This window comes from Metapseudomonas boanensis, assembly GCF_018704125.1.
In the GTDB taxonomy this organism is placed as follows: domain Bacteria; phylum Pseudomonadota; class Gammaproteobacteria; order Pseudomonadales; family Pseudomonadaceae; genus Metapseudomonas; species Metapseudomonas boanensis.
In genome coordinates, this window is record NZ_JAGTIS010000003.1 from 366,927 (window position 1) to 387,392 (window position 20,466).

Genomic DNA, 20,466 nt, shown 5'->3' on the forward strand with positions numbered 1-20,466 from the left:
AGGCTTAGAGCAAACCACAACTGGCCCCTCCTCATGACAGAAACTGCGCCCACCCTATCCGGCCTAGCTAAGCAACTGGTGCTGACCAATTTGCTGGACGAGAGGAGCGCCCTGCAGGCCCATACCCAGGCGCAGCGGAACAAGATTCCGCTGATCACCTACTTGGTGCAGAACAAATTACTGAAGAGTCGTGACCTGGCCGAGATGGCGGCAGAGCAGTTCGGCGTTGCATTTCTCGACCTAGCCAGTGTGGATAAAGAAGCTCTACCCAGGGACCTGGTCAGTGAACGGCTGATTCGCCAACACCGCGCCTTACCCCTCTGGCGGCGCGGAAACAAGCTATTTGTAGGCATCTCCGACCCCACCAACCACCAGGCCGTAACCGATATCCAGTTCAGCACCGGACTGAACACTGAGGCGATATTGGTCGAGGACGACAAGCTCGGCGATGCCATAGAGAAGTTCTTCGACTCGACCAACAGCAGCATGGACGACCTCGGAGATGTCGACCTGGATGGTGTGGACGTTCAGGCGGTAGATGACGACAAGAATGAAGGGGCGAGCGGAATCGATGCCGACGATGCTCCAGTGGTGCGCTTCGTCAACAAAATGCTGCTGGACGCCATTCGTGGCGGCTCTTCCGACCTGCACTTCGAGCCTTATGAACGTCTCTATCGCGTGCGTTTCCGGACTGACGGCATGCTGCATGAAGTGGCCAAGCCGCCCGTGCAACTGGCCACACGTATCGCCGCACGCCTGAAGGTGATGGCCGCGCTGGATATCTCCGAACGGCGCAAGCCCCAGGACGGGCGGATCAAGATGAAGATTTCCAAGACGAAATCCATCGACTTCCGTGTGAACACCCTGCCGACCCTCTGGGGCGAGAAGATCGTGATGCGGATCCTTGACCCCACTAGCGCGCAGATGGGGATCGATGCGTTGGGCTACGAGGCAGAGCAGAAAGACTTGTACATGACCGCACTGAAGCAACCCCAGGGGATGATTCTGGTCACCGGCCCGACCGGCTCGGGCAAGACAGTATCGCTTTATACCGGCCTGAATATCCTCAACACCGTGGACATCAATATCTCTACCGCCGAAGACCCGGTGGAAATCAACCTGGAAGGCATCAACCAGGTCAACGTCAACCCCAAGCAGGGCCTGGACTTCGCCCAGGCCCTGCGCTCCTTCCTGCGTCAGGACCCGGACGTGATCATGGTCGGTGAGATCCGTGACTTGGAAACCGCGGAGATCGCCATCAAGGCTGCGCAAACCGGCCACATGGTGCTCTCCACCCTGCACACCAACAGCGCCGCCGAAACCCTGACACGCCTGCGCAATATGGGCGTGCCGGCCTTCAACATTGCCACTTCGGTGAACCTGATCATCGCCCAGCGCCTGGCACGTAAATTGTGCGTCTACTGTAGAAAGGAACTGGACGTGCCCAAGGAGACCCTACTCAAGGAGGGCTTTCCGGAAGCCCGGATTGGCAGTTTCAAGCTCTATGCCCCTGTTGGCTGCGAAAATTGCAACCAGGGTTACAAGGGCCGAGTGGGGATTTATGAAGTGGTTAAAATCACGCCAGCAATGCAACACCTTATTATGGAAGAGGGGAACTCGATCCAGATTGCTCAGCAGGCGCGCAAAGACGGCTTCAACGACCTGCGAACCTCTGGCCTGGTCAAGGCCATGAACGGCATCACCAGCCTCGAAGAAGTCAACCGCGTGACCAAGGATTAACCATGGCGGCAAAAGCGCAAAAAACCAGCACATTCGCCTGGGAAGGCACTGACAAGAAAGGCTCTAAGATCAAGGGTGAGCTCAGCGGGCAGAACCCCGCGTTGGTCAAGGCGCAACTGCGCAAGCAAGGCATCAACCCGACGAAAGTGCGCAAGAAGTCCACTTCCCTGTTGCAAGCCGGGAAGAAGATAAGGCCTATGGACATTGCCCTTTTCACCCGCCAGATGGCAACCATGATGAAGGCGGGCGTGCCGCTGATGCAGTCCTTCGACATCATCGGCGAAGGCTTTGAGAAGCCCGCCATGCGCACCCTTGTGAATGAGGTGAAACAGGAAGTCTCCGCAGGCAACAGCCTCGCCAACTCCCTGCGCAAGAAGCCGGATTATTTCGACGAGCTTTACTGCAACTTGGTGGACTCGGGCGAACAGGCAGGCGCCCTGGAAACCCTGCTGGACCGCATCGCCACCTACAAGGAAAAGACCGAGGCCCTGAAGGCCAAGATCAAGAAGGCGATGAACTATCCCATCGCGGTAGTTGTGGTGGCCATCATCGTGACAGCCATTCTACTGATCAAGGTGGTTCCACAGTTCCAGATGGTATTTGCCAACTTCGGGGCGGAACTACCTGCCTTTACATTATTTGTTATAGGCATTTCCGAAGCGCTGCAAGAGTGGTGGTTTATCGTTCTCCTCGGCTTCTTTGCTCTAGGTTTTCTTTCCCAACAAGCTCACAAAAAATCACAAAAATTCCGCGACTGGGTAGACCACACAGTTCTGAAGCTGCCCATCATCGGTGACATTCTCTATAAATCGGCCGTTGCCCGTTTTGCCAGAACCTTGGCAACTACATTCGCCGCTGGCGTCCCGCTTGTGGACGCCCTTGATTCGGTGGCCGGCGCCAGCGGCAACGTGGTGTTCAAGAATGCGGTGATGAAGGTCAAACAGGACGTTTCCACCGGTATGCAGCTGAACTTCTCCATGCGCTCGACAGGTGTATTCCCGGCGATGGCCGTACAGATGACGGCCATTGGGGAAGAGTCCGGCGCACTGGACGATATGCTCGACAAGGTGGCCAGCTTCTATGAGGCAGAGGTGGATAACGCCGTCGATGGCCTGACTGCTCTGATGGAGCCGATGATCATGGCCGTTCTTGGCGTACTGGTCGGCGGCTTGATCATCGCCATGTACCTACCTATCTTCCAACTCGGCAACGTTGTGTAACCATGCAGTTGATCGAATTCCTGGCCAGCCATGCGCTGGCCTTTGTTTTGTGCGTGTTCGTCCTCGGCCTGCTGATTGGCAGCTTCCTCAATGTGGTGATCTATCGCCTGCCGCAGATGATGTTTCGGGATTGGCAGGAGCAAGCCCGTGAGGCCCTGAGCCTGCCGGAAGAACCCAAGGGTCCGGTGTTCAACCTGATCCTGCCGAACTCCCGCTGCCCCCACTGCAACCACGAGATCAAGGTGTGGGAAAACGTGCCCATCCTTAGCTACCTGGCACTGCGCGGCAAATGCTCGGCCTGCAAGGCGCCGATCAGCAAACGCTATCCGCTGGTGGAGTTGGCCTGCGGGCTGCTCTCGGCCTATGTGGCCTGGCATTTCGGCTTCGGCTGGGCAACCGGTGCGCTGCTGGTACTGACCTGGGGCCTGCTGGCCATGAGCCTGATCGACGTCGACCATCAGCTGTTGCCGGATGCCCTGGTGCTGCCGCTGCTCTGGCTCGGGCTGATCCTCAACAGCCAGGGCCTGTTCGCCAGCTTGGAAGATGCACTCTGGGGCGCGGTGGCCGGTTACCTGAGCCTGTGGTCGGTCTACTGGCTGTTCAAACTGATTACCGGCAAGGAAGGCATGGGCTATGGCGACTTCAAGCTGCTGGCCATGATCGGGGCCTGGGGCGGCTGGCAGGTGTTGCCGCTGACCATCCTGCTCTCTTCCCTGGTGGGCGCCGTGCTAGGCGTGATCATGCTGCGCCTGCGCGACCAGGACACCGCCACGCCCATCCCCTTTGGTCCTTACCTGGCCATTGCCGGCTGGATTGCGCTGCTCTGGGGTGATCAAATAACCGGGACCTATCTGCAGTTCGCCGGTTTCAAATGAACAAACCCTGGATTCTTGGCCTTACGGGCGGCATTGGTAGCGGCAAAAGCGCCGTTGCCGCCCATTTCAGCGCACTTGGCGTACACCTGGTGGACGCCGACCACGCCGCGCGCTGGGTGGTGGAGCCCGGCCGCCCGGCACTCGAGCGAATCGCCGAACACTTCGGCCGCGATGTGTTGCAGGCCGACGGCCAACTCGACCGCGCCGCCCTGCGCCAGCGCATTTTCCAGAGCCCGGAAGAGCGCCGCTGGCTGGAAAGCCTGCTGCATCCGCTGATCGGCGAGGAGATCAACAACTACCTGTCGAGCGCGGAATCGCCTTACGCCATCCTGGTTTCTCCGTTGCTGGTCGAGTCCGGCCAGCATCGCCTGACCCAGCGCGTGCTGGTGGTCGATGCGCCGGAAGCCCTGCAGATCCAGCGCACCATGCATCGCGATCAGGTGCCCGAAGAGCAGGTACACGCCATATTGAAAGTGCAGGCCAGCCGCGAACATCGACTGCAGCATGCCCACGATGTGCTGGTGAACGACCGGGACCTCAACTGGCTGCGGGCCGAAGTGGAGCGTCTGCACAATTTCTACCTGACCTTGCGTGGAGGCCAGCCATGAGCCAACCCGTTACCGTGGAATGCCCAACCTGTGGCGCCCCCGTCGAGTGGGGCCCGCAGAGCCCGAACCGCCCTTTCTGCTCCGAGCGCTGCAAGTTGATCGACCTGGGCGCCTGGGCCGCAGAGGCACATGCGATTCCAGGTGACGATCTGGAAGACGATGTGTTCTCCGGCAGCCTGCCGCCTCGGGAACATTGAACCAAGGATTCGGAGCGGTTCCATCATTGCGGATTTGACGGGTATCCCCGTGGTCAGCACAAGGATGCGTCGAGCGGCGTTCCTTTGCGCCTGCGATACCCATCATTGCGGATTTGACGGGTATCCCCGTGGTCAGCACAAGGAGGAGGCGAGCGACGTTCCGTTGAGCCTGCGATGCCCATCACCCTTCTTGCCAGTGACTTGATGGGTATCGCTTCGCTCAACCACATCCTACGAAATTGCGTTGTTCCCCGGCTGAGCTTTCGGGAGCGGTCTGGCCGCTAGGTGAGCACGTAGGATGGGTTGAGCGAAGCGATACCCATCGTTGCGGATTTGACGGGTATCCCCGTGGTCAGCACAAGGATGCGTCGGGCGACGTTCCTTTGCGCCTGCGATACCCATCACCATTCCCCCGCGCCATGTTCCACGTCGCCTCCATCCCCAGCCCAATCGAGCGGCAGGATTCCCGCCTTCACATACCGGTGAAACGACGACCACGGCCAATCGGCCACCCGTTCCACATAGCCGTGTTTACGTGGGTTGTGATGGATGTAGTCCACATGCCGCGCAAAGTCCGCATCATCGCGAATGCGGTGTTCCCAGAAACGGCGTTGCCAGATGCCCCGTTCGCCTTTGCTCAATCTGCTTTCCGAAGCCTGCTCTCGCCGGGGCAAGACGCGGGAGAACCCGGTCTTGATCAGTCGCCAACGCAGAGCGTAATCGGCATCGCCTGCGGGCAATGTGCAAAGGGCATGCAGGTGATCGGGAAGGATGACGATGGCGTCAATGTTCCGGGGATGGCGCTTCAGGCAGTAGCGGAAGCTGGCCCGAAGGAGGTCGATCTGGTCGGTGAGCAGACGGCTGTCGCGGTCGGCGAGGTTCAGGGTGAAGAACCAGGTTGCGCCTGGGGTGTGGTCGCGGCGGTAGTTGGTCATCGAAAGGCTTCCTTGCCAGTGATTTGATGGGTATCGCTTCGCTCAACCACATCCTACGAAATTGCGTTGTTCCCCCGGCTGAGCTTTCGGGAGCGGTCTGGCCGCTAGGTGAGCACGTAGGATGGGTTGAGCGAAGCGATACCCATCGTTGCGGATTTGACGGCTATCGCCGTGGTCAGCACAAGGAGGGGTCGGGCGGCGTTCCGCTGAGCCTGCGATACCCATCACCCTTCTTGCCAGTGAATTGATGGGTATCGCTTCGCTCAACCACATCCTACGAAATTGCGTTGCTCCCCGGCTGAGCTTTCGGGAGCGGTCTGGCCGCTAGGTGAGCACGTAGGATGGGTTGAGCGAAGCGATACCCATCATTGCGGATTTGACGGCTATCGCCGTGGTCAGCACAAGGAGGGGTCGGGCGGCGTTCCGCTGAGCCTGCGATATCCATCACCCTTCTTGCCAGTGATTTGATGGGTATCCCCGTGGTCAGCACAAGGAGGGGGCGAGCGGCGTTCCTTTGCGCCTGCGAAACCCATCACCATTCCCCCGCACCATGTTCCACGTCGCCTCCATCCCCAGCCCAATCGAGCGGCAGGATTCCCGCCTTCACATACCGGTGAAACGACGACCACGGCCAATCGGCCACCCGTTCCACATAGCCGTGTTTACGTGGGTTGTGATGGATGTAGTCCACATGCCGCGCAAAGTCCGCATCATCGCGAATGCGGTGTTCCCAGAAACGGCGTTGCCAGATGCCCCGTTCGCCTTTGCTCAATCTGCTTTCCGAAGCCTGCTCTCGCCGGGGCAAGACGCGGGAGAACCCGGTCTTGATCAGTCGCCAACGCAGAGCGTAATCGGCATCGCCTGCGGGCAATGTGCAAAGGGCATGCAGGTGATCGGGAAGGATGACGATGGCGTCAATGTTCCAGGGATGGCGCTTCAGGCAGTAGCGGAAGCTGGCCCGAAGGAGGTCGATCTGGTCGGTGAGCAGACGGCTGTCGCGGTCGGCGAGGTTCAGGGTGAAGAACCAGGTTGCGCCTGGGGTGTGGTCGCGGCGGTAGTTGGTCATCGAAAGGCTTCCTTGCCAGTGATTTGATGGGTATCGCTTCGCTCAACCACATCCTACGAAATTGCGTTGTTCCCCGGCTGAGCTTTCGGGAGCGGTCTGGCCGCTAGGTGAGTAAGCGTTTCTTAGGCGCCGAGGACAGAGCCCATGGACGCGACAGGCAAGGAGCAATGCCGTTGCCCTGAGCGAATGGACGGATTGCTTGGGTGGAAATCCGGAAGCGTACGACGACCTGATCCCTCACGGGCGCATGAAGGTGTAGTCACGGTCCGGATCGAGATTGTCCGCCAGGAATATCAACTCCTGAGCCAGGTCGTCGGCGGAGCGGAGAGCTGCACTGCGCTCTACCACCACGCTCAACATGGCCCGCAGTGCTTGCTCCTCAGTGAAGTTTTCCTGCACGGCGTCGGCTAACGCCTGCCGCAGCGAGTCCCGCGCCCAATCATGTATGCCCATTCTGCGTTCCTCCAGTGTGTTGGGTGGATGTCGCTTTTCACATCCGCCATTGGATTTCGACCGATCGCCGCCTCCCGCTGTAGGAGCGAGAGGAGCGCCGAGTTCTTGCTCGCGAGCATCTCCAACATTTGCCAGCAAGCTGGCTCCTACAGGGCTCTATGAGATTGCAGTTTGGGGTTGGGAACAGCAGGCCGGTTGATGCAGGTCAATCGCCAGCAAGCCATGCAGCGCATGAATCGGGTGGTATCAGCGGGGACTTTCGTCGTCCTTCCAGGGCGCTTGCAGGTAGCGGGTTCGATTGAAGGTTTCCAGCCACTCGGGGCAGAACACCACCAGGGCAGTGACCGCCGTACCGTTGATGAAGGCTTCCGGGAACATCACCAGCCATAAGTAACCGATGAAATCCTCCAGCCACGGCGGCATGGGAAAGATGCCGTCGCTCCACAGCAGCCCAAGCCCGACCAGGACGCACACCAAGGCCGCCAGCGCCGCCGGGAAGAACCCGCAGCAGAAGATGTAGACGAACAGATTGCGCGGCTGGTAGCGCTCGACCCAGATCGCACACAACTCGGTTACCAGGACCGGCAATAGCACCAGCAATACGCCGTTGATGCCCATTGCAGCCAGGTCCTGGCGGCCGAGCACCAGCAGACCAAGCTGGGCGGCAAGGCCGCCGAGGATCGCGAGTGGCCAGTCCAGCAGCAAGGTTACCGCCGTCATGCCGATGAGGTGGTACGACAGCCCGGAGGCAAAGTCCCGCCTCAACAGCCACAGTAGAAATACCGCCAGCACGGTACCGAACAGCAGATGCTGACGGCGAGTATCGCTGAACAATTCCACCCAGGGCGCGCGCCAGGCGGCCCAGGCCAGCACAGGCAGATAGACCGCCCAGCCGAGGCCCAGGCTGGTCGTGGACAGGAGCTCGGCAGCGATCACGGCGCGAGCGACTCCAGAGCCTCCCGCAATGCCGCGGCGCTGTCGTACTCGCGCTGCTCGACCAGCGCGCCATGGTCCAGTCGCAACCAGAGCACCTTGGCCTCATCGCCGGGGTAACGGCTGACCACCCTCGACTCCCGGTCCAACAACACGCGGTAGTTGTAATCACGCATCGCTGGCAGGGCGAAGAGCTTGGAGACCAGAGCCGGCATGCGGCTGATATCCGCCACGAACACCGTGCGCCGCCCCTCCAGGTAGCCCTTGGGTTGCCCCTCGAGGGCACCCTTGACCAGCTTGGCGCCGTCCATACTACGAGCGACCAGCAGCACCTGCAGCTCGTCATTTAGGCTGTAGGGTTGCTCGAACTGATCGAGCAATGTCCACGGTGCCAGGCGCTCACCCTGCTCCAGCGCCTGGCACAGTGAGGCCAGTAGCCAGAGAGCCAATCCCAAGCCAATCCGCATCAATTCAGTCTCCAGTCGTGGAATAAACCCGGATGTCATCGCGCGCTGCCCAGCCTCGCTGCATCTGCCAGAAGGCAAGGGCTTCGGGCGCATCCTCAAGTACGAAAACATGGGACTTGCGGATGCCCAGCAAAGCCAGGCGCCGCAGCGCTTCCTGCAGCAGAGCCTTTGCCCAGCCCTGGCCCCGGAAGGGCGAATCGACAAGCAGGTGTTGCAGGTAACCGCGACGTCCATCATGCCCCACCAGCAAGCTGCCAACGGCATGCCCGGCGTCGTCTTCCAGCAGCAAGCTCAATTCGGGATTGCGCTGCAGGTACGCGCAAAACGGTTCCAATTCATCCTCGGCGCGCAGGCGAATGCCCGGCGTGCGACGCCAGAGTTGAAGCAGTTGGGCGTGATCGGCGGGGTGGATCGAGCGAATCCGCATGGCAGGCTCCCGAAAGGCTTTAGAAGTGTACACCGGCGCTCGGCCGGACGACCTGTGCGCATTTGTCGCGACCCTCACGCAGTTGCAGGCTCGGGGGTACCCAGGGACGGGGCCATGAGGCTAAGCTCCAGAACATGAACGAGCACGACTACCTGCGCCTGCTGACGCGGCAGGCCGAGCAAGCCAACGACTTCCTGTCCAATGCCCGCAAGTGGGAACGGGAGCGCTGGGTCTGTCAGCGCCTGCTGCAAGCGCTCAACCTCCCCTATCGCCTGGACGACTTCAGCACCGGGCAAGAGCCGCCAGACGTGCAGTACCGCGACGCCAACTTCGAGGTCTTTTTCGTGCTCGATGAAGGCCGTCGCCTGAATGAAGAATGGCGCGCGGAACTGGAGCGCCGGCGCAGCGCGTTTTCCCTCAGTCAGTTGGTGCGCCGTGAAAGCCGCCCAAAGCGAATCCCAGCCGCCGAGCTCCAGGCGCGCCTGGCACCCACGCTGCGCAAGAAAGCCAGCAACTACAACGAGCGTGGCCTCGACGTGAGTGAGCTCGACCTGCTGGCCTTCGTCAACCTGAAACGCGAAACACCGGACTTCAACAGCCCTTTTCCGCCGCCCACCGAATTCCTGCGCCAAGGCTGGCGTTCGCTTTCACTGGTGGGGTCGAACTTCGCCCGCGTGTTGTTCGCCCACGCCGATGCGCCTGACTTCCTGCGCAGCAACCTGGGCCGAACGATCCTGTTCGATGTCGGGGTAGGCCTGTGAGCCCGCCGCCATCAAGCCGTGCATCTCCTGTAGGAGCGAGCTTGCTCGCGAACATCTGCCACGCTTTCGCCAGCAAGAACTCGGCGCCCCTGGCTCCTGCAAAAGCACGACTGTCCTGTCTCTCCTGTGTCGGAGCGATGGGGACGCCGAAATCGTGGACGTCTGCCGTGCGTTCGCTACAAGGGCAACGGCCCGCCATCCGTGTACCGATAACCCGCAATAGGCAACGCAGACAGAGCTGAATTATTCGAGCTTCGCGTTGAGCCGCTGTGAGAACGCCGGCTAGAATGCCCCACACTCCCCAGTCGAGGCCTCCATGCCCAGCCGCCTGACTCCCGAAGACCAGCAGAAGGTCGACCAGTACCTCAACCTGCCGCAGCACCAGGTCGAACGCCAGCCGTTCCGACCCTGGCGCCTGGTGTGGATATTGCTGGCCGTGGTCATTGCCCTGGGCATTCTCAGCCGCCTCCTGAGCCGATTGGTGCTATGAGCTGCCTCCTGCGCTCGCCCTCGGCGACACCGAATTCCTATAGCCTTGTGAGAATGTCCCATGTCCCATCGGATCGTGATCGTCGGCGGCGGCGCCGGCGGCCTGGAGCTTGCTACCCGCCTGGGTAGAACCCTCGGCAAGAAAGGCCTGGCCAAGGTCGTGCTGGCCGACGCCAACCTCACCCATATCTGGAAACCCCTGCTGCACGAAGTCGCTGCCGGTTCGTTGAACTCCACGGAGAACGAGCTGAACTACGTCGCCCAGGCCAAGTGGAACCATTTTGAATTCCAGCTCGGCCGCATGAGCGGGCTGGACCGCAAGCGCAAGGTCATCCAGCTGGCCGCCACCCATGACGAGGACGGCCGAGAGCTGGTTCCGGCGCGGGAGTTGGCCTACGACAGCCTCGTGCTGGCCGTTGGCAGCACCACCAATGACTTCGGTACGGAAGGGGCTGCGCAGCACTGCATCTTCCTCGACACGCGCGAGCAGGCCGAGCGCTTCCACCGTAAGCTGCTCAGCCATTACCTGCGTGCCCACGCGCAGCAGAATGCGAACGACCAGATCAGCGTGGCCATCGTCGGCGCGGGCGCTACCGGTGTCGAGCTGGCGGCCGAACTGCACCACGCGGCCCATGAACTGGCGGCATACGGGCTTGACCGTATCCAGCCGGAGAACATGCGCATTACCCTGATCGAAGCCGGCCCACGCGTATTGCCCGCACTGCCGGAGCGCATCAGCACCCCGGTCCACCGCACCCTGGAGCAACTGGGCGTCACGGTGATGACCGGCGCCGCAGTCAAGGAAGTCACGGCTGACGGGCTCGTCACCGCCCAGGGCCAACAGATTCCCGCCAGCCTCAAGGTGTGGGCGGCTGGTATTCGCGCGCCAGGTTTCCTGAAGGATCTGGATGGCCTCGAGAGCAACCGCATCAACCAACTGGTGGTGCGCCCCACCCTGCAGACCACTCGCGACGACGATATTTTCGCCTTTGGCGATTGCGCGGCCTGCCCGCTTGGCGACGGCAGCGAGCGCAATGTGCCGCCGCGCGCCCAGGCCGCGCACCAGCAGGCCTCGCTGCTGGTCAAATCGATGAAGCTGCGCCTGGAAGGCCAGCCCCTGCCGGACTACCAGTACAAGGATTACGGTTCGCTGATATCCCTTTCCAGCTTCAGCGCAGTCGGCAACCTCATGGGCAACCTGATGGGCAGCGTCAAACTGGAAGGCTGGCTGGCGCGGATGTTCTACATCTCGCTCTACCGCATGCACCAGATGGCGCTCTATGGCACCTTCAGAACCTTCCTGCTGATGCTGAGCGACCGGATCGGCCGCAGCACCGACCCGCGGCTGAAGCTGCACTAAGCCGGACCTATACTGCGCATGGGCATTCTCGGATCGAATCACCCTATGCGCAGTTTCCTATTGCTGTGCCTGCTGCTCCCGACCTTCGTCAACGCCGAGTCGCTGACGGTCTACTACATCGAGAAACCACCCTACTACCACACCGAACGCGGCGAGCCGACGGGCTTCCTGCTGGAACGCGCCCGAGCGATCTTCAGCAAGGCGGATGTGCCTGTGCATTTCGACGCGCGTCCGGCAAAGCGCATCCTCCACGAACTTCAACAAGGACGTGATGCGGCTTGCTCGATCGGCTGGTTCAAGACACCTGAGCGGCAACAGTTCGCCTGGTTTTCCAGACCCATCCACCGCGACGCCCCCATGCTCGTGCTGACTCGCAATAGCCTGGCCGAACAGATCCGCAGTTATTCAAGCCTGTCCGCCCTGGTGCAGAGCCCGTTGCGCCTGGGCCTGGTCGACGGCTTCTCCTACGGTGGGCTGGACCACATGCTGAAGACGGCCAGCAGCCATAAAGTGACGGCACCTCCCGCCCAGACGGTGCGCATGCTGGCTGCGGAGCGGATCGACTTCACGCTGATCGACGAACGGGAATTGCCCTACATCCTCGCCGAAGCCGATCTACGCGATGCGAAGCTGACAAAACTGAATATGCCGGATATCCCGGCGGGCCAATTGCGCTACCTGATGTGCAGCAAGGCCGTGGACGACGCCCTGAGAAAACGCCTGGACCAGGCCATAGAGGACCTGGGCGTCAGCCCCTGAGAGCCCGCAGGGCGGTGTTTTTTGTAGGAGCCAGGGGACCCGGGTTCTTGCTGGCGAAGGCGGAGTGAGAATCGCGAGCAAGCTCGCTCCTACGGAGGCAGCCAGAAAAACAAAAAAGCCCACAAGCTACTGGCTTGCGGGCTTTCTCGGACTTCATGCGAAGTCTTTTGTGGTGGGTCGTGTAGGATTCGAACCTACGACCAATTGGTTAAAAGCCAACTGCTCTACCGACTGAGCTAACGACCCAATGTAAGGTGGTCGGGGTAGAGAGATTCGAACTCCCGACATCCTGCTCCCAAAGCAGGCGCGCTACCGGACTGCGCTATACCCCGGCTGGAAGTTGGCTCCGCGACCTGGACTCGAACCAGGGACCCAATGATTAACAGTCATTTGCTCTACCGACTGAGCTATCGCGGAACTTCGGTCTTCCAACTCTTCGGCGCTGACCTGTATTTGGTTTAGCGCTTCAGAGGCGCGCCATTTTACGGTTCCAGAAACACATGTCAAGCCTTAAAAAGCGAAATATGACAATGATTTGCAGATAATCGTCCGAGTGCTATACCTCAGCCGTGGAGAGATCGTTTCAGGCCGGGCGCTCTGCCTGTCTCTACACAGGATCGTTATGAGTAACCACGACCAACCCCCACCCACTCAGCCCCCCGCGACCAACCTCGCCAGCCGCGGCATCCAGCCGCGCTTCGGGGAGCTCGTGCAGGGTTGCCGCAAATTGGTGATGAATCGCCTGGCGGAACACATGGGCAGTGTCTTCGGCCAAGTCGACGACACACTCTTCGAATGCGCGGACAAGGCCGAGAACAACCAGGTGCAGACGCTGTTCTTCGACAGCATGCGCGACATCCGCAAGCAGCGCCCGCAGATCGAACGCGCCTATCACCAACGCATCGCCCGGCAGTTCGACGACTTCCTGGAAGGCAAACTCAAGCCTGAGCTCAACGCTGGTGAGCTTAATGCCGATCACCTGGAACTGGTGCAAGACGAGGATTTCGAAGAGACGCTGCTGGTCACCAATATGGTCAGCCGGGTCAAGGCGCGCTGCACGCAATCGCTCTTTGCGCTGGATCAGCGCCTGGCCGTACTCAACAATGGGCGCAAGCTGGGCGACGACGACAACCCCTTCGGCCCGCTAGCGGTGGCCCTGGCGTTTCGCGAGGCCCTGGTGCCCTGCCCCTTCCAGATGCGCATAAAGACCATCCTCTACATGCTGTTCGAGCGGCATGTGATGCTGGGGCTCGACAGCATCTACGATGCCCTGAACCAGCGTCTGGTGCAGGCAGGCGTGTTACCCGACCTCAAATACACCGTTCAGCGTTCGACCACCGCCCCGAATGCTCAACTGCGCCCCCCAACCGGTAGCGCTCCACCGTTCCAACCCACTGTTTCCACAACGGGCGCCCCCTTTACCCCGGGCGCCCCCCCACCCAGCGACCCTGGGCAGCTTTTCAGCGGCCTGACCTCCTTGCTCGGGGAACGGCGCTTGCACCATGACCGCTCCCCGCTGCCTGGTGGCACGCCCAGTATTTCCAGCTTCGCACCCAGCGGGGCGACTCGGGTCTACACCGCATCGGAGTTGCTGGAAGCGCTCAATCGCCTGCAAAAGCAATCCGCGCAGGAACTGGCCAACCGGATAGGCCAACCCCAACGCGTCGAAGGGCTCAAGGCCGACCTGCAGCAACAACTGGAAAGCCACAGCCGCCTGCCGGGGCAGCAGAAGGTCGCGGACCTCGAGGCGGACGTGATCGACCTGGTGGGCATGCTGTTCGACTTCATCCTTGACGACGATAGCCTGGCCGACGTTTACAAGACCGCCCTCTCCCACTTGCACACGCCCTATCTGAAGGTTGCCCTGCTGGATAAAGCGCTTTTCACCCAGCACCACCACCCTGCCAGACGCCTGCTCAACAGCATGGCCCAGGCCGGTGTGCTCTATTCGGGCGAGGGCGAGGAGCACGGCCTGCTCTCGAAGATGCACTGGGTCGTGGAGCGCGTTGCCCACGGCTTCAGTGGCGACCTGCTGCTGTTCGACAGCCTGCTGGATGAGTTCAACGCGTATGTCGGGACACTGCGCCACAAGGTCGAGCTGCGCGAACAGCGCGCCGTCGAAGCCGCCAAAGGGCGCGACAAACTGCTGGGCGCTCGCCAGCAGGCCGTCGATGCCATCAGCAATGCCCTGGAGGGACGCGAACTTCCTGGAGCCATGCAGCGCTTTCTCGAACAGACCTGGGCCGATGTGCTGGTCTTCGTGCTCCTGCGTCATGGTGAGCGCAGCAGCGAATGGCAGCGCTCGGTCGAGGTGGCGGAGCAACTGGCCTGGAGCGGTACCCCGCTGGACCAGACTGGGCGCGAGCGTCTCCAGCAGCTGCGCGTTCCGCTGCTGGAGGATTTGCGCAAAGGCCTCGAACTGCTCGGCGGCTACCATGAGGACGGCATCCGCCGCCTGCTGCAGGACCTGGTTGCCTGCCAACATGCCATCCAGTCGCAACAACCGCAGGTTGCCGCGCGCATCGCCAGCGCCCTGCCGGACAGCAAGCTCGGCGAAATGCTGGGGCAGGACGCAGAACTCGCCACTACGCCGAGTCCATCCAGCCTTTCACCCCGAGCCCTGGCACTGGCGCGGGATCTCGCACATATCGAGTTCGGCACCTGGTTCGAATTCGTTGATGGCCCGCAGGTTCGTACGCTGAAGCTGTCCTGGTTCAGCCCAACGACACGGAACTACATGTTCGTCGACCATAGTGGCCAGCGGGTGGCTATCATGCCGATTGCCCAGCTGGCCCAAGACATGGAGCAAGGACTGATCCGCTTGCTTCCCAGCGAACGCAGCGCACCGCTGGTCGATCGTGCGATGAACACCATCTACCGAGTGCTGCAACGCTTTACCGGGCGCACAGCCTGAAGCTTTTCAAGGAGCAACCATGGAAGAACGTCGCCAGCAAGGTCGCCGCTCGACAGAGCTTCTGCTGGAGGTTGTCGATGCGCACACGGGGCAGCGCCTGGGCCGCATTGTCGATCTGTCGATGGACGGCTTCATGTTGTTCAGCGAAGCACTGCTGACCTGCGATTCGCTCTGGGAGTGCCGATTGATTCCCCTCTCCCCTATCGAGGGTGTCCAAGAGATTCGCCTGGGCGCCGACTGTCTATGGACCCGCCCCGCAGCCGATGGCCAGCATTGCTGGGCAGGGTTCCATATCATCGATCTGGCCGAGGATCAGGAGGCGCTGTTGGAGAACTTGCTCCACCAGATGTGATAAAGCTCTGTAGGCGAAGGCGCGGCTATGTTCGCGGGCAAGCTCGCCGCTACGGGCGGCCACTCCGTAGGAGCCGGCTTGCTGGCGAAGGCGGGGTTGGTTTCGCGAGCAAGCTCGCTCCGCCAAGGCTCCCGATCCCAATGAGCACGTCAACATTAGCCAACAACAATGAACAAGCCCCGCAGTGCGGGGCTTGTTCATTCCCGGGATCAGGCGAAGACAATTTCCTCGCCTTCCACCCTGGCCGCGATTGTCGCGCCAGGCACGAACTGGCCAGCGAGGATTTGCTGGGCCAGCGGGTTTTCGATCCAGCGCTGGATCGCACGCTTGAGCGGGCGTGCGCCATAGACCGGGTCGTAACCAATGGCGATAAGCTTGTCCAGGGCTTCCGGGCTCAGCTCGATGTTGAGCTCGCGCTCGGCCAGGCGCTTGCGCAGACGCTGCAGCTGAATCTCGGCGATACCGGCGATCTGCTCACGGCCCAAGGGCTCGAAGACCACCACCTCGTCGATGCGGTTGACGAATTCCGGCCGGAAGTGGGTGCTGACCGCATCCATCACCGCCGCACGCTGGGCTTCGCGGTCGCCCACCAGCTCCTGGATCTGCATCGACCCCAAGTTGGAGGTCATCACCACCACCGTGTTGCGGAAGTCCACGGTACGGCCGTGGCTGTCGGTCAGACGGCCATCCTCGAGCACCTGCAGGAGAACGTTGAAGACGTCTGGGTGCGCCTTCTCCACTTCGTCCATCAGCACCACGGAATAAGGCTTGCGACGCACCGCTTCGGTCAGGTAGCCGCCCTCCTCATAGCCCACATAGCCCGGCGGGGCGCCAATGAGGCGGGCAACCGAGTGTTTCTCCATGAATTCGGACATGTCGATGCGCACCAGGGCCTCTTCGGTGTCGAAGAGGAATTCGGCCAGCGCCTTGCACAGCTCGGTCTTGCCCACCCCGGTCGGGCCGAGGAAGAGGAAGGAGCCGCTTGGGCGATTCGGGTCGGAGAGCCCGGCACGCGAGCGACGCACGGCGTTGGCGACGGCGACCACGGCCTCATTCTGGCCAATCACGCGCTGGTGCAGCATGGACTCCATCTTCAGCAGCTTCTCACGCTCGCCCTCGAGCATCTTCGCCACCGGGATGCCGGTCCACTTTGAAACCACCTCGGCGATCTCTTCGTCAGTGACCTTGTTACGCAGCAACTGGTTCTCGGTCTTGCCGTGCTGGTCCACCATCTGCAGGCTGCGCTCCAGGTCCGGGATCACCCCGTACTGCAGTTCAGCCATGCGCTGCAGGTCGCCCTTGCGCCGGGCGGCCTCCATATCCTGACGAGCCTGTTCGATCTTCTGCTGGATCTGGGCAGAGCCTTGCACCTCGGCCTTCTCGGATTTCCAGATTTCCTCGAGGTCGGCGTACTCGCGCTCGAGTTTCTGGATGTCCTCCTCCAGCTTGGCCAGGCGCTTGCGGGTGGCCTCGTCGTCTTCCTTCTTCAGCGCCTCGCGCTCGATCTTCAGCTGGATCAGGCGGCGATCCAGGCGATCCAGCGCCTCCGGCTTGGAGTCGATCTCCATGCGGATACGGCTGGCGGCTTCGTCGATCAGGTCGATCGCCTTGTCCGGCAGCTGGCGGTCAGTGATATAGCGGTGCGACAGCTTGGCCGCGGCAATGATCGCGCCATCGGTGATGGTGACGCCGTGGTGCACTTCATAGCGCTCTTTAAGGCCGCGCAGGATGGCGATGGTGTCTTCTTCGCTCGGCTCATCCACCAGCACTTTCTGGAAGCGCCGCTCAAGGGCGGCGTCCTTCTCGATGTACTGGCGGTACTCGTCCAGCGTGGTCGCGCCGACGCAGTGCAGCTCACCGCGCGCCAGCGCCGGTTTGAGCATGTTGCCCGCATCCATGGCGCCCTCGGCCTTGCCGGCGCCGACCATGGTGTGCAGCTCATCGATGAACAGGATGATCCGGCCTTCCTGCTTGGAAAGCTCATTGAGCACAGCCTTCAGGCGCTCCTCGAACTCGCCGCGGAACTTGGCGCCCGCGATCAGCGACCCCATGTCCAGCGACAGCAGGCGCTTGTCCTTGAGGCCGTCCGGCACTTCGCCGTTGACGATGCGCTGGGCCAGGCCTTCGGCGATGGCGGTCTTGCCGACACCCGGCTCGCCGATCAGCACCGGATTGTTCTTGGTGCGGCGCTGCAGGACCTGGATGGTGCGACGGATTTCGTCATCACGGCCGATGACTGGATCGAGCTTGCCTTCCTCGGCGCGCTTGGTCAGGTCCACGGTGTACTTGTCGAGAGCCTGGCGCGACTCCTCGGCATTCGGGTCATTCACCGCTTGGCCACCACGCAGGTTGGCGATGGCATTCTCCAGCGCCTTTCGGGTCACGCCCTGGCCCAGCAGCAGCTTGCCCAGACGGGTGCCCTCGTCCATCGCAGCCAACACCACCAGCTCGCTGGAGATGAACTGGTCACCTTTCTGCTGGGACAGGCGATCCGCCTGGTTGAGCAGGCGCGCCAGGTCTTGCGAGAGGTTCACATCACCCGTCGGGCTCTGGATTTTCGGCAGCCGGTCGAGCTCGCTGGTCATCGTCTGGCGCAAGGCCATGACGTCGAATCCGACTTGCATCAACAGGGGCTTGATCGAGCCACCCTGCTGATCAAGCAGGGCAAGCATCAGGTGCAGGGGCTCGATGGCTGGGTGGTCATGGCCAACTGCCAGGGACTGGGCATCGGAAAGCGCCAGTTGCAGCTTGCTGGTCAAACGATCGATTCGCATGGGTTCGTCCTTTCTTCAGATAGCGGGCCGGCGCGATGGAGGCGCCACATACGAAAAGCCCTCGGGATGAAGCTTAGATAGGGATGATTCTGTGCGATTCAACTGGCGGCGAATTGATCGACATCATGTGGCGTTACGGGAAACCGTCAGGCTGGACATCCCATCTTGTAGGAGCAAGAGGACACCGAGCTCTTAACAGGAGGACGGGCGGTGTTTTTTGTAGGAGCCAGCTTGCTGGCGAACACGGGGCTATATTCGCGAGCAAGCTCGCTCCTACAGGAGGGGCGGGGGCGTGGGGGGGGGGGCTATAGCAGCGAGTTCACGAACCCGCCAGGGTGACCACGAAGGTCACTCGGCGAGCCAGACCAGGCTGGCAAAACGCCCGGTGCGCGGCGAGCGGCGGTAGGAGTAGAAACGTGGGTCGCTGACCGTACAGAAACCGCCCCCGAAGACGGCCTCGACGCCCCGCGCGGCGAGGTGGATACGCGCGAGCTGGTAGATATCGGCCATGTAACGCCCGTCATTGAGACTGGGACGAAAAGCCGCCGCACTTTCCGCGTGGCAGGCGAGGAAGGCTTCACGCACTTCCGGTCCGACCTCGAACGCCTCCGGGCCGATCGCCGGCCCCAGCCAGACCAGTACCTCGCCAGGCGGAACGGCCAGCGCGTCCAGCGTCGCTTCCAGCACACCGCCGGCCAGTCCGCGCCAACCGGCATGAGCAGCCGCGACACGGGTGCCCGAACGGTCACAGAACAGCGCCGGCAGGCAATCTGCGGTCAGCACGGCGCTGGCAATGCCGGGCGTATCGGTCCAGCTGGCATCGGCCTGTTCCACCGAAGCGGGATCGGCCTTGACCACGCGCACGCCATGGACCTGGCTCAACCAGGCAGGCTGGCAGCCCAGCGATGAGCTCAGGACCTGCCGGTTGTGCTGTACAGCCTGGGGGTCATCGACGACATGGTCGCCAAGGTTGAGGCCCTCAAAGGGCGGCAGGCTGACGCCACCGTCACGGGTGGTGACGCAAGCTCGCACATTGGCAGGTGCGGGCCAGTCAGGCGTCAGCCAGCTGTTCATTGCTCGAAGGACTCGCGATCCTGGCGCAGCAGGCTCAGCAGCCAGACGAAATCATCCGGCAGCGGCGACTCCCACTTCATGCGCTCGCCCGTTATCGGATGGTCCAGTTCCAGGAAGCGGGCATGCAGGGCCTGGCGCGGGAATTCCTTGAGGGTTTGCACCATGGTCGGGTTCGCGGCCGGCGGAATACGGAAGCGGCCGCCGTAGACCGGGTCACCCACCAGCGGGAAGTTCACGTAGGCCATGTGCACGCGAATCTGGTGCGTACGGCCCGTTTCCAGCTTGACGCGGGTATGGGTGTGCGAGCGGAAGCGCTCCAGCACGCGATAGTGGCTGACCGCAGGCTTGCCGCCAGCGACCACCGCCATACGCTGGCGCTGCTGGCCGTGGCGACCGATGGGCGCATCGACCTTGCCGCCCGAGGTGATCACACCAACCACCACGGCCTCATATATACGGCTCACGCTGCGCGCCTGCAGTTGCGCGACCAGGCTGGTATGGGCCTCCAGGGTCTTGGCCACCACCATCAAGCCGGTGGTGTCCTTGTCCAGGCGATGGACGATGCCCGCGCGCGGCACGTTGGCCAGGCCCGGCACATGGTGCAGCAGGGCGTTGAGCAGAGTGCCATCGGCATGCCCCGCCGCCGGATGGACCACCAGCCCGGCGGGCTTGTCCAGCACCAGCAGCTGGTCGTCTTCATAGACGATGTTCAGCTCGATGTCCTGAGCCACCCACTCGCCTTGGGATTCCTGCTCGGCCTCGAGTTCCAGATGCGCGCCGCCATGCACGATATCGCGCGGGCGCAGGACCTTGCCGTCCACCTTCAAGAGGCCGTCCTTGATCCAGCCGGACAGGCGGGACCGGGAGTGCTCGGCAAAGAGTTGTGCAGCGACCTGATCGAGACGTTGCCCACCCATTTCGGACGGGACCTCGGCGCTGAGTTGAATGACCTGCTTGGTAATGGAAGACATGCTCGGGAACGGAGGGGGGCGCAGCCTTTGGTTTCGGTTACGCGCTTGTGGTTAAATACTGCGTCTTTGTCCCGGGGGTTCCGGGGCGCCC

Annotated in this window: 20 protein-coding genes and 3 tRNA genes; 11 read left to right on the top strand and 12 right to left on the bottom strand. The window is 61.8% G+C overall.

Going from position 1 to position 20,466, the window contains the following annotated elements; genetic code table 11:
* Nucleotides 1-33: 33 nt before the first annotated feature.
* Genes pilB through yacG form a run of 5 tightly spaced genes read left to right on the top strand, consistent with a single transcriptional unit; the run spans nucleotide 34 to nucleotide 4,640 of the window.
* On the top strand, nucleotides 34-1,740 hold the full coding sequence (pilB, locus tag J7302_RS09225; RefSeq protein ID WP_215372953.1) for a type IV-A pilus assembly ATPase PilB: 1,707 nt from the start codon (nucleotides 34-36) through the stop codon (nucleotides 1,738-1,740).
* 2 nt (nucleotides 1,741-1,742) lie between these two features.
* The gene (locus J7302_RS09230) at nucleotides 1,743-2,960 is read left to right on the top strand and encodes a type II secretion system F family protein (protein ID WP_215372954.1); all 1,218 of its coding nucleotides are present in this window, start codon (nucleotides 1,743-1,745) and stop codon (nucleotides 2,958-2,960) included.
* Between the two features lie 2 nt (nucleotides 2,961-2,962).
* Nucleotides 2,963-3,835 (top strand): prepilin peptidase, encoded by an 873-nt coding sequence (locus J7302_RS09235; RefSeq protein WP_215372955.1) that lies wholly within the window; start codon nucleotides 2,963-2,965, stop codon nucleotides 3,833-3,835.
* Nucleotides 3,832-4,443 carry a dephospho-CoA kinase gene (gene coaE, locus J7302_RS09240; RefSeq protein WP_215372956.1) on the top strand — a complete coding sequence of 204 codons (612 nt, stop codon included), beginning with the start codon at nucleotides 3,832-3,834 and terminating at the stop codon, nucleotides 4,441-4,443. Before J7302_RS09235 ends, coaE begins: the two co-directional genes overlap by 4 nt.
* On the top strand, nucleotides 4,440-4,640 hold the full coding sequence (gene yacG, locus J7302_RS09245) for a DNA gyrase inhibitor YacG (protein WP_215372957.1): 201 nt from the start codon (nucleotides 4,440-4,442) through the stop codon (nucleotides 4,638-4,640). The genes coaE and yacG overlap by 4 nt, the downstream gene beginning before the upstream one ends.
* A gap of 401 nt (nucleotides 4,641-5,041) precedes the next feature.
* Here yacG and J7302_RS09250 read toward each other — a convergent pair whose 3' ends face one another.
* From J7302_RS09250 to J7302_RS09275, 6 genes are all read right to left on the bottom strand, one after another.
* Nucleotides 5,042-5,575 (bottom strand): REP-associated tyrosine transposase, encoded by a 534-nt coding sequence (locus tag J7302_RS09250; protein WP_215372958.1) that lies wholly within the window; start codon nucleotides 5,573-5,575, stop codon nucleotides 5,042-5,044.
* 532 nt (nucleotides 5,576-6,107) lie between these two features.
* The gene (locus J7302_RS09255) at nucleotides 6,108-6,641 is read right to left on the bottom strand and encodes an REP-associated tyrosine transposase (RefSeq protein ID WP_215372959.1); all 534 of its coding nucleotides are present in this window, start codon (nucleotides 6,639-6,641) and stop codon (nucleotides 6,108-6,110) included.
* A gap of 237 nt (nucleotides 6,642-6,878) precedes the next feature.
* Nucleotides 6,879-7,094, bottom strand: coding sequence for a hypothetical protein (locus J7302_RS09260; RefSeq protein WP_215372960.1), 216 nt, complete (start codon nucleotides 7,092-7,094; stop codon nucleotides 6,879-6,881).
* 246 nt (nucleotides 7,095-7,340) lie between these two features.
* Nucleotides 7,341-8,030, bottom strand: coding sequence for an energy-coupling factor ABC transporter permease (locus tag J7302_RS09265; RefSeq protein ID WP_215372961.1), 690 nt, complete (start codon nucleotides 8,028-8,030; stop codon nucleotides 7,341-7,343).
* Nucleotides 8,027-8,494, bottom strand: a complete 468-nt coding sequence (locus tag J7302_RS09270; RefSeq protein WP_215372962.1) for an FAD/FMN-containing dehydrogenase — start codon at nucleotides 8,492-8,494, stop codon at nucleotides 8,027-8,029. Before J7302_RS09270 ends, J7302_RS09265 begins: the two co-directional genes overlap by 4 nt.
* Before the next feature lie 4 nt (nucleotides 8,495-8,498).
* Complete coding sequence (locus J7302_RS09275; protein WP_215372963.1) at nucleotides 8,499-8,921, bottom strand: GNAT family N-acetyltransferase; 423 nt, start codon at nucleotides 8,919-8,921, stop codon at nucleotides 8,499-8,501.
* A gap of 134 nt (nucleotides 8,922-9,055) precedes the next feature.
* On the opposite strand from J7302_RS09275, the gene J7302_RS09280 reads away from it, so the two are divergent.
* From J7302_RS09280 to J7302_RS09295, 4 genes are all read left to right on the top strand, one after another.
* Nucleotides 9,056-9,682: a DUF1780 domain-containing protein gene (locus tag J7302_RS09280; RefSeq protein WP_215372964.1), complete on the top strand. Its 627-nt coding sequence runs from the start codon at nucleotides 9,056-9,058 to the stop codon at nucleotides 9,680-9,682.
* Between the two features lie 316 nt (nucleotides 9,683-9,998).
* Nucleotides 9,999-10,172: a DUF3094 family protein gene (locus tag J7302_RS09285; protein ID WP_215372965.1), complete on the top strand. Its 174-nt coding sequence runs from the start codon at nucleotides 9,999-10,001 to the stop codon at nucleotides 10,170-10,172.
* A gap of 60 nt (nucleotides 10,173-10,232) precedes the next feature.
* Entirely contained in the window at nucleotides 10,233-11,531 is a 1,299-nt protein-coding gene (locus J7302_RS09290) for an NAD(P)/FAD-dependent oxidoreductase (RefSeq protein ID WP_215372966.1), read from the top strand.
* A 45-nt stretch (nucleotides 11,532-11,576) separates the two neighbouring features.
* Nucleotides 11,577-12,290, top strand: a complete 714-nt coding sequence (locus J7302_RS09295; protein WP_215372968.1) for a substrate-binding periplasmic protein — start codon at nucleotides 11,577-11,579, stop codon at nucleotides 12,288-12,290.
* A 170-nt stretch (nucleotides 12,291-12,460) separates the two neighbouring features.
* Here the strand turns inward: J7302_RS09295 and J7302_RS09300 are convergent.
* The 3 genes from J7302_RS09300 to J7302_RS09310 form a co-directional block, all read right to left on the bottom strand.
* A tRNA-Lys gene (locus J7302_RS09300) sits at nucleotides 12,461-12,536 on the bottom strand.
* A gap of 9 nt (nucleotides 12,537-12,545) precedes the next feature.
* Nucleotides 12,546-12,622 (bottom strand) — tRNA-Pro (locus tag J7302_RS09305).
* A gap of 9 nt (nucleotides 12,623-12,631) precedes the next feature.
* A tRNA-Asn gene (locus J7302_RS09310) sits at nucleotides 12,632-12,707 on the bottom strand.
* Between the two features lie 205 nt (nucleotides 12,708-12,912).
* Here J7302_RS09310 and J7302_RS09315 point away from each other — a divergent pair.
* Together J7302_RS09315 and J7302_RS09320 are read left to right on the top strand one after the other, a co-directional pair.
* Nucleotides 12,913-15,204, top strand: a complete 2,292-nt coding sequence (locus J7302_RS09315) for a DUF1631 domain-containing protein (protein WP_215372970.1) — start codon at nucleotides 12,913-12,915, stop codon at nucleotides 15,202-15,204.
* Nucleotides 15,205-15,223: 19 nt separating this feature from the next.
* Nucleotides 15,224-15,556, top strand: a complete 333-nt coding sequence (locus J7302_RS09320; protein ID WP_215372972.1) for a PilZ domain-containing protein — start codon at nucleotides 15,224-15,226, stop codon at nucleotides 15,554-15,556.
* A gap of 209 nt (nucleotides 15,557-15,765) precedes the next feature.
* Here the strand turns inward: J7302_RS09320 and clpB are convergent, their stop codons facing one another.
* The 3 genes from clpB to rluD all read right to left on the bottom strand — a co-directional run bounded on the left by clpB (nucleotide 15,766) and on the right by rluD (nucleotide 20,375).
* The gene (clpB, locus tag J7302_RS09325) at nucleotides 15,766-18,330 is read right to left on the bottom strand and encodes an ATP-dependent chaperone ClpB (RefSeq protein ID WP_215372973.1); all 2,565 of its coding nucleotides are present in this window, start codon (nucleotides 18,328-18,330) and stop codon (nucleotides 15,766-15,768) included.
* 348 nt (nucleotides 18,331-18,678) lie between these two features.
* Nucleotides 18,679-19,404: a peptidoglycan editing factor PgeF gene (gene pgeF / locus J7302_RS09330; RefSeq protein ID WP_215372976.1), complete on the bottom strand. Its 726-nt coding sequence runs from the start codon at nucleotides 19,402-19,404 to the stop codon at nucleotides 18,679-18,681.
* Complete coding sequence (rluD, locus tag J7302_RS09335; protein ID WP_215372978.1) at nucleotides 19,401-20,375, bottom strand: 23S rRNA pseudouridine(1911/1915/1917) synthase RluD; 975 nt, start codon at nucleotides 20,373-20,375, stop codon at nucleotides 19,401-19,403. Before rluD ends, pgeF begins: the two co-directional genes overlap by 4 nt.
* Nucleotides 20,376-20,466: the final 91 nt, after the last annotated feature.